The 15,341-nt window shown below is 65.3% G+C and carries 14 protein-coding genes; 2 read left to right on the top strand and 12 right to left on the bottom strand.

The window, feature by feature from the left end:
• Positions 1-11: 11 nt before the first annotated feature.
• The 10 genes from U0177_RS02545 to U0177_RS02500 all read right to left on the bottom strand — a co-directional run bounded on the left by U0177_RS02545 (position 12) and on the right by U0177_RS02500 (position 12,615).
• Positions 12-944 (bottom strand): carbohydrate ABC transporter permease, encoded by a 933-nt coding sequence (locus U0177_RS02545; RefSeq protein ID WP_409569007.1) that lies wholly within the window; start codon positions 942-944, stop codon positions 12-14.
• Positions 945-1,063: 119 nt separating this feature from the next.
• Positions 1,064-2,542, bottom strand: a complete 1,479-nt coding sequence (locus U0177_RS02540; RefSeq protein ID WP_409569006.1) for an extracellular solute-binding protein — start codon at positions 2,540-2,542, stop codon at positions 1,064-1,066.
• A 259-nt stretch (positions 2,543-2,801) separates the two neighbouring features.
• The gene (locus tag U0177_RS02535) at positions 2,802-3,839 is read right to left on the bottom strand and encodes a LacI family DNA-binding transcriptional regulator (protein WP_409569005.1); all 1,038 of its coding nucleotides are present in this window, start codon (positions 3,837-3,839) and stop codon (positions 2,802-2,804) included.
• A gap of 501 nt (positions 3,840-4,340) precedes the next feature.
• On the bottom strand, positions 4,341-5,633 hold the full coding sequence (locus U0177_RS02530) for a threonine/serine exporter ThrE family protein (RefSeq protein WP_409569004.1): 1,293 nt from the start codon (positions 5,631-5,633) through the stop codon (positions 4,341-4,343).
• A 150-nt stretch (positions 5,634-5,783) separates the two neighbouring features.
• Positions 5,784-7,316, bottom strand: coding sequence for a replication-associated recombination protein A (locus U0177_RS02525; RefSeq protein ID WP_409569003.1), 1,533 nt, complete (start codon positions 7,314-7,316; stop codon positions 5,784-5,786).
• Between the two features lie 466 nt (positions 7,317-7,782).
• Entirely contained in the window at positions 7,783-8,040 is a 258-nt protein-coding gene (locus U0177_RS02520; RefSeq protein ID WP_409569002.1) for a GlsB/YeaQ/YmgE family stress response membrane protein, read from the bottom strand.
• A 75-nt stretch (positions 8,041-8,115) separates the two neighbouring features.
• Positions 8,116-8,955 (bottom strand): carbohydrate ABC transporter permease, encoded by an 840-nt coding sequence (locus U0177_RS02515; protein ID WP_409569001.1) that lies wholly within the window; start codon positions 8,953-8,955, stop codon positions 8,116-8,118.
• 75 nt (positions 8,956-9,030) lie between these two features.
• Positions 9,031-9,978, bottom strand: coding sequence for a carbohydrate ABC transporter permease (locus U0177_RS02510; protein ID WP_409569000.1), 948 nt, complete (start codon positions 9,976-9,978; stop codon positions 9,031-9,033).
• Positions 9,979-10,143: 165 nt separating this feature from the next.
• On the bottom strand, positions 10,144-11,487 hold the full coding sequence (locus U0177_RS02505) for an ABC transporter substrate-binding protein (protein ID WP_409568999.1): 1,344 nt from the start codon (positions 11,485-11,487) through the stop codon (positions 10,144-10,146).
• A 114-nt stretch (positions 11,488-11,601) separates the two neighbouring features.
• On the bottom strand, positions 11,602-12,615 hold the full coding sequence (locus tag U0177_RS02500; protein ID WP_409568998.1) for a LacI family DNA-binding transcriptional regulator: 1,014 nt from the start codon (positions 12,613-12,615) through the stop codon (positions 11,602-11,604).
• 334 nt (positions 12,616-12,949) lie between these two features.
• Between U0177_RS02500 and U0177_RS02495 the strand changes: the two genes are divergently transcribed.
• Positions 12,950-13,531: a thymidine kinase gene (locus U0177_RS02495; protein WP_409568997.1), complete on the top strand. Its 582-nt coding sequence runs from the start codon at positions 12,950-12,952 to the stop codon at positions 13,529-13,531.
• Between the two features lie 5 nt (positions 13,532-13,536).
• Positions 13,537-14,511 (top strand): stage II sporulation protein M, encoded by a 975-nt coding sequence (locus U0177_RS02490; protein ID WP_409568996.1) that lies wholly within the window; start codon positions 13,537-13,539, stop codon positions 14,509-14,511.
• On the opposite strand, the gene U0177_RS02485 is transcribed toward U0177_RS02490, so the two are convergent.
• Both U0177_RS02485 and U0177_RS02480 read right to left on the bottom strand, forming a co-directional pair.
• The gene (locus U0177_RS02485) at positions 14,508-14,903 is read right to left on the bottom strand and encodes a cupin domain-containing protein (RefSeq protein WP_409568995.1); all 396 of its coding nucleotides are present in this window, start codon (positions 14,901-14,903) and stop codon (positions 14,508-14,510) included. The two genes, U0177_RS02490 and U0177_RS02485, sit on opposite strands and share 4 nt — an antisense overlap.
• Positions 14,904-14,911: 8 nt before the next feature.
• On the bottom strand, positions 14,912-15,289 hold the full coding sequence (locus tag U0177_RS02480; RefSeq protein ID WP_409568994.1) for a DUF192 domain-containing protein: 378 nt from the start codon (positions 15,287-15,289) through the stop codon (positions 14,912-14,914).
• Positions 15,290-15,341: the final 52 nt, after the last annotated feature.

Raw genomic sequence — 15,341 nt, 5'->3', positions numbered from 1 at the left:
CCTCCGGCCGATCATTCAAAATCGCGCCGCATCACCAGACGCTGGTAGATCAGCGAGAACCCGAAGCACAGCACAAACATGATCACCGCCACCGCGCTGCCGTAGCCCAGCTGAAAGCGCAGAAACCCGAACTTGTACAGGTACGTGGCCATGGTCTCGCTGGCGTTCACCGGGCCGCCGGTGGTCATGATCCAGATCAGGTCGAAGAACTGCAGCGACCCCAGCACCGAGAGGTAGATCGTCAGCCGCACGGTGCTGCCCAGCAGCGGGACGGTGATATAGCGCAGCGTTTGCAGGCGGCCGCAGCCGTCGATCTGCGCCGCCTCCTCCAGCTCGGCCGGGATGTTCTGCAGCCCGGCGGTGTAGAGCATCATGTGGAAGCCAAAGAACTTCCATGTGATCACCACGAACAGCGCCGCCAGCACCGTGTTCGGGTGCGCCAGAAACGCCGGCGGCGTGGCCCCCGGAACGATCGCCTGGTACAGCCGGCTGATCAGGCCACCCTGCGGCAGGTACACGAAGTTCCAGATCACGCCCGTCACCACCTGCGAAAGCACGTACGGCAGGAAGAAGATCGTGCGGAACACCGCCCGGCCGCGCAGATTATGCCGCACCAGCAGCGCCAGCCCCAGCGCGATCGGCAGCTGGATGATCAGCGAGAGCACCAGGATCGTCAGGTTGTGGGCGAGCGCGCCGCGAAACACTTTGTCGCCCAGCACGCGCGCGTAGTTCGCCGTGCCGATGAAGCTCTGCAGCGGGCCAAGCCCATTCCAGCGAAAAAAGCTGTAGTAGACTGCCTGGATCACCGGCAGCAGCACCAGCCCGATGTACAGCAGCGCCGCCGGCATGAGAAAGCCGGCGATCGTCGCGACGCGACTCCAGAGCATGCGCGGCCGTGCGCGCGGCGCTGCACGCTCGCCTGGCCGCGTAGATACCTGTGCCATCGCCTGCCCTTCTCGGCGCGGCACGCCCTGGCGCCTGCCCAGGCGTGCCGCGCGGGGTGCAAACCTCCTGCTATCGCCTGCTCTGCGCTACGCGCCGGGCCGGCGATAGCCGAACGATCTTACTTCGCAAGCTCGGTCGCAGCTGCCTCCTCGATCGTCTTGGCGGCTTCCTCGGGCGTGGTCGTGCCCGCGAAGATCCCCTGCACCGACTCCAGCACCGCCTGGGCTACCGCCGGGGGCAGGTACTGATCGTAGTATAGCTGGTAGTACTTGGCATTGGCCGCGTGCTGCTGCACCTCTTTGATCAGCGGGTCGTCCAGCACCGCCTCGGCGCCCTTCACCGTCGGCGGCACGGCCAGGCCCTGCTTCACCATCGCCTTCTGCGTGTCGACGCTCGTCAGGAAGCGGATGAAGTCGATCGTCTCCTTGGGCGCGTTTTTGCCCACCGCAAAGCCGTCGCCGCCGCCAAGCGCGTCGGAAGGATCGCCCGCGCCGCCCTCGACGACCGGGAACGGGAACCAGCCCAGGTTCTCATTGTAGGTCTTGGCGTCTTCGGCCACGGCGCGGTTGGCGCCCGGCGCCCACTGGCCCATCAGCTCCATTGCCGCCTGGCCGTTGGCCATCAGCACCTGCTCATTGCCGTAGTTTGCGCCCAGGAAGCCGTTCTGAAACGGCTGGAGATCGATCAGCTCTTTGAGCCTGGCGCCGGCTTCTACGAACGGTTTGTCGGCAAACGTTCCCTCGCGCGTGTAGGCTTTGTTGAACGCCGCGCTGCCGCCCTCGCGCACCGCCAGGTACACCCACCAGAAGTGCCCCGGCCATTTATCGCCCTCGCCGACGGCGATCGGCGTAATGTTGGCGGCCTTCAGCTTCTTGACGGCATCCAGCAACTCTGCCCATGTCGCCGGCGGCTTGGCGATGCCGGCTTTCTGGAATAGCGCTTTGTTATACCAGAAGCCGACCATGCCGGCGTCCCACGGCACGCCATACGTTTTGCCGTCGAAGGTGTACAGCGAGAGCGGGCCAGGCTGGAAGCTCGCGCCCCAGCCGTTCTCCTGCATCGCCGGCGTCAGATCCTGCACCAGCCCGGCGTCGGCATACTGCTTCAGCACGCCGCCGCCCCAGCTCTGGAATATATCCGGCGGGCTGCCCGACTGCATGGCCGTCGCCAGCTTCTGCTTGAACGCTTCGTTCTCGAGCACGGTGATCTCGATCGAGACATCCGGGTGCGCCTTGGCGTAGTCGTTGGCGAGCTTCTGCCAGTTGCTGTGCCCGGGCTCGGTGGTAGTGATGTGCCACCAGGTAATCTTCGTCGCGCCAGTGCCAACCGTCGAGATCCCAGGTGTGGCGGTTGGAACAGGTGAAGGTGCGGCGGCGGCGGTAGGTGCTTCGGTGGCGGCTGGTGCCGCCGCTGTGGTGGGTGCTGCGGTGGCGGCTGGCGCCGCTGCGGTGGTGGGCGCTTCGGTGGCGGCCGGTGCCGCCGCTGGCGCTGCGGTGGGCTGGCCTGCCGGCGGCGCGGCGGCTTGCCCGCCGCACGCCGCCAGCAGCCCCAGCACAAGCGCCAACAGTAGCATCTTCAGGTTCGTTCGTGCCTTCATGGCCTTGCTCCTTTGCGAGTAGACGAACATGAGCACACGCAACCCACACCCGCCGGGGGCCCACCGGGGATGTCGAGCACGGGCGCGATATAATCGCGGGCAGCGCAAAGCCCGGCACGCAGCCCGAGCTACGTTCGTGAGGCTTCGCTATGCGCCAGGTACGAAGTACAGCTGAGTGTCGCGTGCCATACTGCGATCAGCAAACGGCCGGGGCGTAGGAATAATTGCCGCGGTGTTCCGTATGCCTGCGGTCAGAATATCAGCGCCCCGCCGGTTCGCGAGGATGCTGGCAAGAATTGCGGATGATGAGCTCGGTGTCCAGCTCGGCGCGCTCGGCCGCTCCCTTGTCGATCAGCCGCAGCAGCATTTGCGTCGCCACGCGGCCCATCTGCTCGAGCGGCTGGCGCACAGTTGTCAGCGCCGGGTAGATGCTGGCCGCCTGCGGGATGTCGTCGAACCCCACCACCGAAAGATCGTCGGGGATGCGCAGGCCGCGGTCGCGCGCGGCATCGATCACGCCAAACGCCATCTCGTCATTCGAGGCGAAGATCGCGGTTGGCCCATCGGGCAGGCTCAGAAGTGCGCGGCCGCCTGCAAACCCCGATTGCCGTAAAAAGTCGCCGGTGTACACGAGCGCCGGGTCGGCCGCTATGCCCGCTTCGCCCAGCGCTGCGTGGTACCCTGCCAGCCGATCGACCGAGCAGCCGATGTCCATGGTTCCCGTCACAAAGCCGATCCGCCGGTGGCCTAGCTCGATCAGGTAGCGCGTGGCGTCGTAGCCGCCGCGCCAGTTCGTAGCGCCTACCGCCGCGCCGCCTTCGCCAACTCCCTGGTGGTCGATCAGCACATACGGAAAGCGCTGGCGCTGCAGCGACTGCAGGTACGCCTCGGGGTTGCGCGGCAGCATCAGCAGCAGCCCGTCGGCCATGCCACGCGTGATCGCCGTCACATACGCCGATTCTTTCGCGCGGCGCCGGTGCGTGGTGTACAGCATCAGGTCGTACTGCGCCGCTTCAAGCTCGAGGTCGATGCCACGCACGATCTCGCCAGTGTAAGCGCTTTCAAAGCCATGCACAAGCAGACCAATTACGCGCGAGCGGCCGCCTGCCAGGCTGCGCGCCTGCTGGTTCACCACGTAGCCCAGCCGGGTCATGGCCCGCAGCACTGCCTCGCGCTTGTCGGGCTTGACATGTTCCTTGTTATTGATTACGCGCGAGACAGTCGCATACGAGACGCCGGCCTCGCGCGCTACATCAAAAATAGTTACTTCCCCAGGCATTTTCTGGTTACGTGTCATGCTGCCCTTCCAAGCTTGTCTGCGGCGGCGCCTGACGCCAGGATAGCGATACCTGCTGGCATAGATAATACCGCATTCGCCGCTCGATGTGGCAGCACCACGTCGGCATGAACCTCCAGAAGTATACCCACAAGGGCGCATACTATTGCAAGCACTTTCAAACTCCATGCCAAAAGTGCCTGTGCTGATGGGGTACGTTATTCTGTATTGTGATAGCGCTTGCAATTTGATAATAGCACGCCTTGTAAGCGCTGTCAATACTCGATCTCCATCTTTCGACCCTCGACAGAGCGCTCCTGCTGCATAAGCCCTCAGGGCTCGTGCAAGGTCGGCCCTCACCCCCCTCTCCCGCGTGCGGAAGAGGGGAGATTATTGTTGGCTATGTGGTGCCGCGGAGGCGACCGCACCACATAGCCAGATATATTAACCCCTCCCCTGGCAGGAGGGGTAGGGGGAGGGATCGAAAGACGTTGCACGAGCCCCGCGTAAGCCCTAAGCTTCTCAAAACAGCGGCTTATGCCGCAGCCGTACCAGCGCACTCACGGTACCCATACCCACGGCAATCGCCACGATCAGCAGCACCGCACGCACCGCGTCGGCCAGGCCGGCGGTATAGTCGGCCTCTACAAACTTCAACACTGCCCGGAACGCGATCGCGCCTGGCACCAGCGGGATGTAGCCAGGTATTGCGAACAGCGAGCTGGTGGTGCGCAGCCGCCGCGCCAGCAGCTCGGCCATCGCGCCAATCGTCAGGCCGGCAAAGAAAAACGCCACCTCAACCGGCCCGCCGGCATATGCGATCAGCCAGCGCACGCCATAGGCCAGCATGCCCGTCAGCGCGGCGAACGGCAGCACCTGGTACGGCACGTCAAACAGCACGCCGAAGCCGCCGGCCGCCAGCAGCGCCATCAGCAGCGCCACCAGCAGGTTCGGCTGCAGCGTCGTCTCGAGCGCCACCGGCGCCCGGCTGATCAGCAGTGTCGCCCAGATGCCCGCGCCAATCGACATCACCGCCAGCAGCGCTGCGGTGGCCCGCGCTACCCCCGAGGTGATATCGCCACGCACCATGTCGGCGGTCGAGCTGACCATCAGCACCCCTGGCACCAGCAACAGCACCGAGCCAGTGATCGCCACGGCCGGCTTCACGCCGATCGGCACGGCCAGCGGCAGCGCCGTAGCAAATGCCAGCGCCAGCGCGCTGGCGCTGGCCGCCACGAACGCCGTGGTCATCAGCCGATCCAGGTTGCGGTGCAGCAGGCTGTGGCGCAGCGCCTGCCCGCACGCCGCCGCCAGCAGAACCACTACGAACTCGCCCAGCCCGCCGCCAAACAGCACCGCGAACCCGGCGCAGCCCAGCGCTACCGCCAGCGTCGTCAGCCACACGCCGTATAATCGCGGCTGCCGGGCAATGCGGTCCAGCGCGTCGAGTGCGGCCGCGATTGTCAGCTCGCCGCGCTCGGTGCGCCGCGACACATCCATCACCGCCGCCACGCGGCTCAGGTCGACGCCACTTTTTGTCACGCGCTGGATGCGCGTGCGGTGCTCGTGGTGCGATACCGCCGAGGCAATAATTCCCTGCGGCGTCACATACACATCCATCCACTCGGCGCCCAGCGCCGTGCCCATCCGGTGTACGGTCTCCTCGACCCGCGCGGTATTCGCGCCATTTTCGAGCATGAGCTGCCCTGCGCGCAGCGCAGTTGTCAGCACGTCGCGCAGCGCGTCGCGCGAAAGCGCCGGGCGCGCTGTGCCGGCTTCCAGCTCCTGGTCGCTCGCCGAAAAGAATGTCGCCATATGCTTCCACCTATACCGTTCTTTTACCGCGTGCGCGGCGCCAGATAACAAAACACCAAGGGTTCAAGAGCGGCTGCGCTCTGTACTCCTTGGCGTCCTGGTGCCACGATTAAATTGGCCGCGTATCTGCGTTCCGCTCTTCGGTATGGCTCATCCATCGCTGCGCTTGGGCGCCTTGCCAGGGCGCTTGGCGGCTGGCCGGCGCACCTGCGCGCCGTCGTCGTCGCCGGCATCCTGCGATTCTTCGCCGGCCAGCGCCTGAAGCTCGTCCTGCTTGGCCGGCGGCTGGCGGCCTGCCACGGGCGCGGGCGCACCTCCGCCAGGCAAAGGGCGCTGGCCGGCGGCGGCCGGCCGGGCATCGCGCCATGCCAGCCGCTCGCGGACGCTCGCCTCGAAGCCGCGGTTCGTCGGGTCGTAGTAGCGCCGGCCCTGCAGGTTCGGCGGGAAGTGCTCCTGGTCGACCTGCGCTTCCTCAAAGTCGTGGGCGTACTGGTAGCCCTTGCCATAGCCCAGACCCTTCATCAGCTTGGTGGGCGCGTTGCGCAGGTGCAGCGGCACTGGGTCATTGCGCGTCTCGGCCACGTCGCGCAGCGCCGCGCCGTAGGCTTTGTAGGCCGCGTTGCTCTTGGGCGCCTGCGCCAGGTACACCACCGCCTCGGCCAGCGCCAGGTCGCCTTCGGGCTGTCCCAGGAAATGCACTGCCTGCTGCGCCGCGATCGTCAGCGGCAGCGCCTGCGGGTCGGCCAGGCCGATATCTTCCACTGCCATACGCACCACCCGCCGCGCTACGTACAGCGGGTCTTCGCCGCCATCGAGCATGCGGCCAAGCCAGTACAGCGCGGCGTCGGGGTCGCTGTCGCGCACGCATTTATGCAGTGCCGAGATCGCGTCGTAGTGCAGCTCGCCGTTTTTATCGTAGCGCGCGGCGCGGCTCTGCAGCGCATCGCGAATATCATCGACGGTGATCAGGCGCCGGCCGGCCAGCCCTGGCGCCTTCGCCATCACCGCCGCCTCGAGCGCGTTCAGCGCGGTGCGCGCGTCGCCATTGGCCATATTCACCAGGTAGCCGCGCGCGTCGGCCGCCAGCATCACATTGTAGCTGCCCAGCCCGCGCTCGGCGTCGGCCAGCGCCCGGTCAACCAGCAGGCCGATCTGCTCGTCGGTGTGGGCCTCGAGCACAAACACGCGCGCGCGCGAGAGCAAGGCCGAGTTCACCTCAAACGACGGGTTCTCGGTGGTGGCGCCAATCAGGATCACCGTGCCCTCTTCGACGTACGGCAGCACTGCATCTTGCTGGGCCTTGTTGAAGCGGTGGATCTCGTCGATGAATAGCACGGTGCGCTGCTTGAACATGCCCAGGCGATCCTCGGCCTCCTTCACCACCCGCCGCAGGTCGGCAACGCCGGCCGACACCGCCGAGAGCGGCTCAAAGTGCGCGTCGGTGGTTTCGGCCACAATCCGCGCCAGCGTGGTTTTGCCGCTTCCGGGCGGCCCCCACAGAATGATCGAAAACAGCGTGTCGTTGGCGATCGCGCGCCGCAGCAGCCGGCCCTCGCCCACGATCTGCTCCTGGCCGACGAACTCTTCAAGCGTGCGCGGCCGTATGCGCGCGGCCAGCGGCGCCTGGCGCTGCAGCGCCTCGTCGCGCTGCGAGTCGAAGAGAGTTTTCTGTGCTTTTGGCATGCGGTTCAGTCCGTTCGGCATTTGTCGGTCGCCTGCGGCCATGATACCACAAGCGCGCGCGGCCGGCGCGCCCTACCGTAGTGCCGGGCACGCGGCGCGGCCTCGCCACCTGCGGCATACGCGCGCAGGTCATCCATGCCAATGGTACTCATGGATACTCATTGGCGCAAAAAGTAGGATGTTGGAACTATTGAGCCGGGCCTTGCAATCGAGTATGCTGTATATCAGAAAGGCGCTGGACATCAACAACAGAATATGGCTGGCACTCAGATGGACCTCTATGTCACACTCCTCAATGTCGCCTCGGCCACCCTCTGAATCCCTCGCCGTGCCAGCTCGTTTCAGCACAACCCGGCGCACTCAACCAAACGCGCAACAGCCGCCCGCTTTCGAAGCAGGCGGCTGTTGTGTTATCGATCTTGGCGGGCTCGCGGCCAGCTCCATCGGCGTTCGCGCGCCGCACATCCTAGCGCCGGCGCCGCACCCCGGTAAGCACGAACAGCAAGATCACTGCGCCGATCACCGCCACCACAAAGCTGGTGAGGTCGAAGCGCGCCACGAAATCGCGCCCGGTGAGCAGGCTATACAGGAACCCGCCGATAAACGCGCCGACGATGCCGACAATGATGTTCAGCAGGCAGCCCTGCCGCTCGTTTGTGCCGGCGATCATGCTCGCCACCCAACCCGCGATCGCGCCAAATACCAGCCATGCGATGATGCCCATGTCATCCTCCTTACAGCAAACCGGAAGAAGAAATCTGCAGTGGCGGGTATTGTAGCAGAAATCGCCCCCGGCGCATCAGCGCCCGGCCAGGCCGGTGCTCGCCACACCCTCGATGAAGTAGCGCTGCGCGAGCAGAAACACCAGCAGCGTTGGCAGCACCGCCAGCACCGAGCCGGCCATGATCAGGTCGACGCGCACCGCGTACAGCGCCTGCAGGTCGATCAGGCCCTGGCTCACCACCTTGCGGCTTGCGTCGCTGATGATGATCAGCGGCCACAGAAAGCTGTTCCAGGCATACAGAAAGCCAAATGTCGCTAGTGTGGCCATGGCCGGGCGCGCCAGCGGCATCACCACCTTGAACAGAATGCCCCAGCGGCTCGCGCCGTCGATCATCGCGGCTTCCTCAAGATCTTTCGGGATACTCATGAAGAACTGCCGCAGCAGAAACGTGCCATACGCCGTGAAGATCCACGGGATGATCAGCGCCACCAGCTTGTTGACCCAGCTAAACGCCACCATGATCTTGAACATCGGCACGATGATCACCGCGAACGGCACCATCAGCGTGCCCAGGTACAGGAAGAACAGCACGTCGCGGCCGAAGAACTCCAGGCGCGCGAAGGCGTAGCCGGCCAGCACCGAGGTGATCACCCAGCCAACCACCACGCCAAATGTGACGATCACGGTGTTCACCAGCTGCGTGCCCAACGGCACAATGCTGATCACTTCAAGGTAGTTGCCAAGCTGCAGGTTTTCGGGGAACAGCTGCGGCGGCACCTGCACTACTTCCGACGAGTTTTTCAGCGACGACAGCAGCATGTAGATGAACGGAAACGCCATGATCAGGCCGGTGACGAGCAGAAACGCATACGCCAACCAACGCTCGAACGGCCGCTGGAGCACTTGTCCGGTCATTATGTACCTCTTTATTGTGAAGCAGGCTCTGCTTATCTGCCGGCGGCACAACGCCAACGGCGTAGCTCGTGCCAATTACTCATAATTGACCCAGCGGTTCGAGATGCGAAACTGCAAGAAGGTGATCGCCATAATCATAATGAACAGCACCCACGCCAGCGACGACGAGTAGCCCATATGGTCGAGGATGAAGCCCTCGCGGTACAGCAGCGGCACCACCGTCAGCATCGAGTCGGCCGGGCCGATTGTGGTGCTGCGGCCGTAGCCAAGCGCGTAGGGCACATCGAACACCTGCAGGCAGTTGATCAGCGTGGTGATCAGGATGAAAAACGTGGTAGGCGAGAGCATCGGCACGGTGATGCGCATGAACTGCTGCCAGCGCGTGGCGCCGTCGATGCTGGCGGCCTCGTACAGCGGCCGCGAGATGCCCTGCAGGCCGGCCAGAAAGATCACCATGTTATAGCCGATCGTCTTCCACGAGAACACCAGGATCACGCTGAGCAGTGCCCAATCCGGCGAGGTGAGCCAGGGGATGCGCGGCAGGCCAAGCAGGCTGAAGGCATAGTTGACAAAGCCAAAGTCAATATTCAGCAGGTAGCGCCATAGCAGCGACACCGCCACCACCGAGGCGACCACCGGGATGAAGAACAGCGCGCGGAAAAACGCCTGGCCGCGAATTTTTTCATTCAGCAGCACCGCCAGTATCAGCGCCGGCACCGTCGAGAGCAACAGCGTGGCGGCCGAAAAGATCATGGTGTTGCGGAGCGCAAGGTAGAAATTCGAATCTTTAAAGACGTTGAGATAGTTCTCGAGGCCCACAAACTTCGCCTCGCCGACGGCGGTGCTGATGCGCGCGCTGGTGAAGCTCAGGTACAGCGAGATCGCGAGCGGCACGGCGAAAAAAATCATCACGCCCAGGATAGTGGGCAGCAGCATCGTGTATGCGTCGATCTGTTCGCGCAGCTGCTTGCTGCTACGCTTGTGCGCGGCGCCGGGCGCTGCGAGGGTCGCCTGTTTGCTCATCCCTGTTCCCTCCTGATCCTGTCGGCAGTGAGCGCCTGTCTGAAAAGAGGGAGTGCGAGGGGCTATGCTCCTCCACTCCCCTTTCTGGCCAGTGGCGGCCACGTCTGAGAGCAGCCGGCAGCCAGCACGCATGCGCGTGGCTGGCTGCCGGCTACGAGATTACGGCTACTTCTTAAAGGTGCTGGCGGTCTGGTCGCAGGCTTGCTTGCCGAAATCCTCCGGCGTGATCTTGCCAGCGATCATCTGATCCCACAGTGCTTGCACCTTGCCGCTGAAATCGCCCCAGTTGCCGGTGTACAGCGCCTGCTCGGCCACTGCGTAGTCGGCGCCCTTGATGAACGCCTGGTTGTTCGCCGGCGGGTTCGACTTCAGGAACGCGTCTACCGCCGACTGATCCTTGCGCGAGGGGATGTTGGTGCCCATCCCGGCCACCTTGCCCATCGCCTCGGCCGAGGTGATCGCCTTCAGCACTTCCCAGGCCGCGTCGGGGTTCGGCGTCTTGGCGTTGATGATGTACGGGCCCCAGAACAGCCAGGTGCTCTTGACTTTGCCCTCGGGCATTTCGGCAACGTCCCAGTTAAACTTGGCGTTGGTGCGCACGCCGGGGGTGAACCAGCGGCCGTTGAAGTACATGCCGACCTTGCCGGCGTTGAACAGCGCCTCGCCGTCGGCGTCGCCGGCCGGCACCAGCTTCTGGCTGTACAGATCCTGCACGTACTTGGCGCCGGCGACCGACTCGGGCGAGCTCAGGTTGCAGGCGGTGCGGTCTTTGTTGAACATGCCGCCGCCGGCCGCGTTGGTGAAGTAGCCCCACGCCGGGCCCCACCAGTCGCCAAAGCCCAGGCCATACTGCTGCTTGTTGGCGTCGGTCAGCTTCTTGGCGCTATCGAGCAGCGTATCCCAATTCCACTTGCCCTGGTCGCTCAGCTCTTTCGGGTTCGGGATGCCGGCGGCCTTGAACAGGTCGGCGTTAAAATACGTCACCATCGTCGAAACGTCGCGCGGCAGGCCGTAGATCTTGCCGTCGTGCGTCAGCTCGGCGAGCGGCTGCGGGTAGAAATCGCTGGCCTTGATGCTCGTGTCTTTGTCGAGGTACGGCTTGATGTCCAGCGCCTGGCTGGCCGCCACATAGTCGGCGGTCGACGCGCCCGGGATCCAGGCGATGTCCGGGGCGGTGCCGGCCGAAAGCTCGGCCTTCAGCTTGGGCTCGTAGTCCTGGTTCACGCCCGGGTCGTAGACTGCCTTGATGTTCTTGCTGGCCAGCTGCTGGTTGGCCGCGTCGTTCAGCGCCTGGTACACAGCCTGCTCGGCCGCGTCCGACGGCCGGGTGCGCCAGCGGATCGTGATTGCGTTGGCGCCGGCCGCGCCGCCACTATTCGCCGCCGGTGCCGCCGTGGGGCTGCTGGCCGTGCCGCCGCCCTGCTGCTGCGTCGAGACGCCACAGGCTGCCAGCACCAGCGCCGCCGCCATCACCAAGCCAAACAGGCTCAGCATCCGTTTAAACTGCATGGTCGGTTCCTTTCGCTTGTGAGCATCTGAGTTCCGTTCGTCGTCGTCGGGATGCGCGGCCTCTTGCCGCGCCGCGTTACTTCTCGGCCCTGCTCCTCCTTCGTTAGTGCGCTATCAGGCGCGCGGCAGCCCAGTGGTGCCGCGGGCGATAAACTCGGTGGAAATGATCGATGGCTGTGGTAGCGGTGCCCCATCCAGCTGGGCAAACAGCGCTCTGGCCGCCACCTCGCCCAGCGCGAAGCCCGGCTGGCGCACCGTGGTAAGCGGCGGCGTCGAGAGCGCTGCGGGCTGAATGTCGTCGAAGCCGATCACGGAAAGATCGCCAGGGATGCTCAGGCCAAGCTCGCGCGCCGCGCGCATCACGCCAAGCGCCATGCGGTCGTTCAGCGCGAAGATCGCCGTCGGCGGCTCGGGCTGCTTCAGCAGCATCTGGCCGGCGATCTCGCCGCTCTCGAGCGAGAAATCGCCCATGGCGATCAGGCCGCCGTCGAGGTGCAGGCCGCGCTCGGTCAGCGCCTCGCGCACCCCGCGTAGGCGCTCTTCCAGCGCGAATGGCCGCAGCACGCTGCCAACCACCCCAATGCGCCGGTGCCCCAGGCCAAGCAGGTGGCGCATGGCCGTCAGCGCGCCGCCGTAGTCGTCGGCGTGCACCGAGTGCAAATCGTCGGTGTGGGCGTAGCCGATCACCACCATCGGCGCCTCGTGCTGGCTCAGCACTTCGGTAAACGGCTGCAGGTCGAGCGTCTCGAGGATGATCGCGCCGTCGATCACGTCGCTGCGCATCAGCCGCACGCAGGCGCTGGCCGCCTCGGCCGGCGCGCGCGCCGTCGAGAGAAGCATGTTGTAATCGTGGGTGTTGGCCTCGTCCTCGATCCCGCGAATACATTCGAGCAGGTGCGGGTCGGCAAATAGCTGATCGGGGGTGTAGGGTATCAGCAGGCCGAAAATATACGATCGCCGCTTGCTCAGGCCGCGCGCGCGCTGGCTTGGCACGAAGCCGGTCTCGGCGATCACGCGCTCGATCAGCGCGCGCGTCTCGGCGCTCACATATGGCCGGTTGTTCAGCACTTTCGAGACTGTCGCCGGGGATACACCCGCCAGCTTGGCAACTTTATCGATCGTCGTCATCGCGCGCCGTAATCCTCTTTGATCGGCTTATTTCGGTTGAGCTAGCGCTGGGCGTAAAGACTTTCTGCGGCTACAGCGCGTACATATAGTAGCGGCTTACGCCCATGCTCTGGGGCGGGTTCGCGCAGCATAGGCCTCTAGAACGGCTCAGAGCGTACCGTAGATCGCCCCAAGCATCAGGCCGGCCAATTGCTTAATATTGAGTAGTAAAGCGGTTTCCGATAGCATACATCACTCTTAAAGATTTGTCAACTATCAATTTAGCTTGCCGAGCGTAGGCGCCCATGGTAGGATACTGCGAGCGCACCGGCGCACGATGGTATAGGAGTGCTGTATGACCCGCCCCGGCTCCGGCGGCCGCATCGAGGTGATCTGCGGCTGTATGTATAGCGGAAAAACCGAAGAGCTGATTCGCCGGCTGAATCACGTGCAGATCGCCCGCCAACGCCTGCAGGCGTTCACGCCCAGCCGCGACACGCGCTACGCCAGCGGCAACCTGGTGAGCCATAATGGCGTGCGGATCGAGGCCCAGCCGATCCACTCGATCCATCAGGTCGGGGAGTCGCTGCGCGACGACGTGCAGGTGGTGGCGCTCGACGAGCTGCACTTCCTCGACGACGATCCGGATACGATCTTGCGCACCTGCCAGGCGCTCGCCGGGCGCGGCTTGCGCGTGATCATCGCCGGCCTCGATCAGGATTTCCGCGCCACGCCCTTCCCGGCTATGGCCCGGCTGCTGGCGGTGGCCGAGCAGGTCGATAAGCTCTACGCGATCTGCGTGCGCTGCGGTGCCTATGCCACGCGCTCGCAGCGCATGATCGACGGCCGGCCCGCGCCATTCGACGCCCCTACCATCGTCGTGGGCGGCCTCGAGCTGTACGAGGCCCGCTGCCGCGCCTGCTTTGAGGCCGGGTAGCACGTATGCTGGCCGAAGATTTCATCGCCGCCAAAAAAGCCAGCTGGGAGCGCCTGAGCGCGCTTCTCGACCACTCGCGGCTTGGCGGGCTGGCGGGGCTCTCGGCCGAAGAGCTGGCCGAGCTTGGCCGGCTGTATCGCAGCGCAACATCGGATCTGGCGGTCGCGCGGCGCGATTTCGCCGATCACCGCGTCGTCGATTTTCTCAACGGCCTGGTCGCGCGCGGCCACGGCGCGGTGTACCAAAACCCGGCAGCGCGCCGCCGCGACATCGCCGTGTTCTTCAGCACCACGTTCCCGCGCACCTTCCGCGCCACCTGGCCGTATACCTTCGCGGCGTTTCTGATGTTCTTGCTGCCGGCGCTGGCCGGTTTCTGGGCGGCCTACCGCGACCCGGCGGCCGGCGCGGCGCTGCTGCCCGGCATCGAAGAGCGCATCCAGGATATTCGCGACAAGCACGAGTGGTGGAAAGATCTGAACGACGGCAATGCCGCCGGCGCGTCGCTGATCATGACCAACAACATCCAGGTGACGATACTGGCGTTCGCGGGCGGCACGCTGATGGGCGTGTTTACGCTGTACCTGCTGGCCCAGAACGGGCTGATGCTGGGGGTGCTGGCCGGCGCGGCGCAGGCGCTGGGGTTTGCCGGCAACCTGTGGGGCTTTGTCGCCGGCCACGGCACGCTCGAGCTCAGCGCAATCTTTATCGCCGGTGGGGCCGGCATGCAGCTCGGCTGGTCGCTGCTGCGGCCGGGGCTGCTCACACGCCGCGCCGCGCTCGTGCTGGCCTCGCGCCGCGCCGCGCTGCTGCTGCTCGGCTGCGTGCCCATCCTGGTGCTTGCCGGCACGATCGAGGGGTTTCTTTCGCCATCGGATCAGCCGCTGGCGCTGAAGCTGGCGGTGTCGCTGCTCTCGGGTGTGCTGCTCTACGGCTACCTGCTGCTGGCCGGCCGCGAGCGCCGGCCGCCGCGCTACGGCTAGGCCCACTCATAAACGATCTGGCTGGCTTCGTCGGCGGCGAATGCGTATAGAAAGCGCAGCTCGGCCGCCGAGGTGTTGCTGATGCTGTGCCAGGCGCCGCCAGGGATGAACAGCGCCGTGCCGGCCTCGGCCGTGTATGCCACCCCATCGATCTCGGCCACGCCAACACCAGCCAGCACCACGTAGATCTCGGCCTGGGCGTGGCGGTGCCGCGACAGCCCGCCGCCGGGTGGCACCAGCGCCAGCCCCGCGCTTAGCTCGCCGGTCGGGGTGCGCTCGCCGCTGAACAGCGTCTTCCACACAATCTCGCCACGCCGCGCGCTGTCGCCGTCGTCCCAGCTTTCCCAGCCCAGGTCGGCGATCCGCACATACACCGGCTGTTGCGGCTGCATCTTCGCCCTCACTGTGGCAGCGGCGGGCTCAGCACCAGCTGGTCGCCTGGCGCGGTGCCCGTCGCCGCAATCACGCCCGCCGGCATTTCGATCACATACCGGCCGCGCCACGGCGCCACTCCCGCAAACGGCCGGCCGGGCGGCATCGCCTCGCGCAGCCCCACCACCCGGTCGGCCCGATCGACAAACAGCACATCGATCGCCAGGCGCATGAAAAAGGTGTGGATGCTCCACTCGGGGTAGATGATCAGCGCGTAGCCGTGGGGCAGCGCCGCGCGGCCCATCAGGCCGCGCCCGCGTGCCACAAACGAGCGCGCCAGCTCGCCCCGGTCGGCCAGCACCGCGCCGCGCGTCTGGTTAACGATCTGTATAGCTGCAGCCGCCATAGCAGGTTGCCCGCTTTTCATACAAAGAACCGAGAACCTTCAAGCCGGTTCC

This window comes from Kouleothrix sp., from assembly GCF_046328425.1.
Classification (GTDB): domain Bacteria; phylum Chloroflexota; class Chloroflexia; order Chloroflexales; family Roseiflexaceae; genus Kouleothrix.
The sequence above is the reverse complement of the archived record's forward strand: the minus strand, read 5'-3'. Positions and strand labels throughout refer to the sequence as shown.

What these genes read in the sequence shown, in the direction of transcription:
- U0177_RS02545 (WP_409569007.1), bottom strand. Translation starts at nt 944, where the DNA reads ATGGCACAGGTATCTACGCGGCCAGGCGAGCGTGCAGCGCCGCGCGCA.
- U0177_RS02540 (WP_409569006.1), bottom strand. Translation starts at nt 2,542, where the DNA reads ATGAAGGCACGAACGAACCTGAAGATGCTACTGTTGGCGCTTGTGCTG.
- U0177_RS02535 (WP_409569005.1), bottom strand. Translation starts at nt 3,839, where the DNA reads ATGACACGTAACCAGAAAATGCCTGGGGAAGTAACTATTTTTGATGTA.
- U0177_RS02530 (WP_409569004.1), bottom strand. Translation starts at nt 5,633, where the DNA reads ATGGCGACATTCTTTTCGGCGAGCGACCAGGAGCTGGAAGCCGGCACA.
- U0177_RS02525 (WP_409569003.1), bottom strand. Translation starts at nt 7,316, where the DNA reads ATGCCAAAAGCACAGAAAACTCTCTTCGACTCGCAGCGCGACGAGGCG.
- U0177_RS02520 (WP_409569002.1), bottom strand. Translation starts at nt 8,040, where the DNA reads ATGGGCATCATCGCATGGCTGGTATTTGGCGCGATCGCGGGTTGGGTG.
- U0177_RS02515 (WP_409569001.1), bottom strand. Translation starts at nt 8,955, where the DNA reads ATGACCGGACAAGTGCTCCAGCGGCCGTTCGAGCGTTGGTTGGCGTAT.
- U0177_RS02510 (WP_409569000.1), bottom strand. Translation starts at nt 9,978, where the DNA reads ATGAGCAAACAGGCGACCCTCGCAGCGCCCGGCGCCGCGCACAAGCGT.
- U0177_RS02505 (WP_409568999.1), bottom strand. Translation starts at nt 11,487, where the DNA reads ATGCAGTTTAAACGGATGCTGAGCCTGTTTGGCTTGGTGATGGCGGCG.
- U0177_RS02500 (WP_409568998.1), bottom strand. Translation starts at nt 12,615, where the DNA reads ATGACGACGATCGATAAAGTTGCCAAGCTGGCGGGTGTATCCCCGGCG.
- U0177_RS02495 (WP_409568997.1), top strand. Translation starts at nt 12,950, where the DNA reads ATGACCCGCCCCGGCTCCGGCGGCCGCATCGAGGTGATCTGCGGCTGT.
- U0177_RS02490 (WP_409568996.1), top strand. Translation starts at nt 13,537, where the DNA reads ATGCTGGCCGAAGATTTCATCGCCGCCAAAAAAGCCAGCTGGGAGCGC.
- U0177_RS02485 (WP_409568995.1), bottom strand. Translation starts at nt 14,903, where the DNA reads ATGCAGCCGCAACAGCCGGTGTATGTGCGGATCGCCGACCTGGGCTGG.
- U0177_RS02480 (WP_409568994.1), bottom strand. Translation starts at nt 15,289, where the DNA reads ATGGCGGCTGCAGCTATACAGATCGTTAACCAGACGCGCGGCGCGGTG.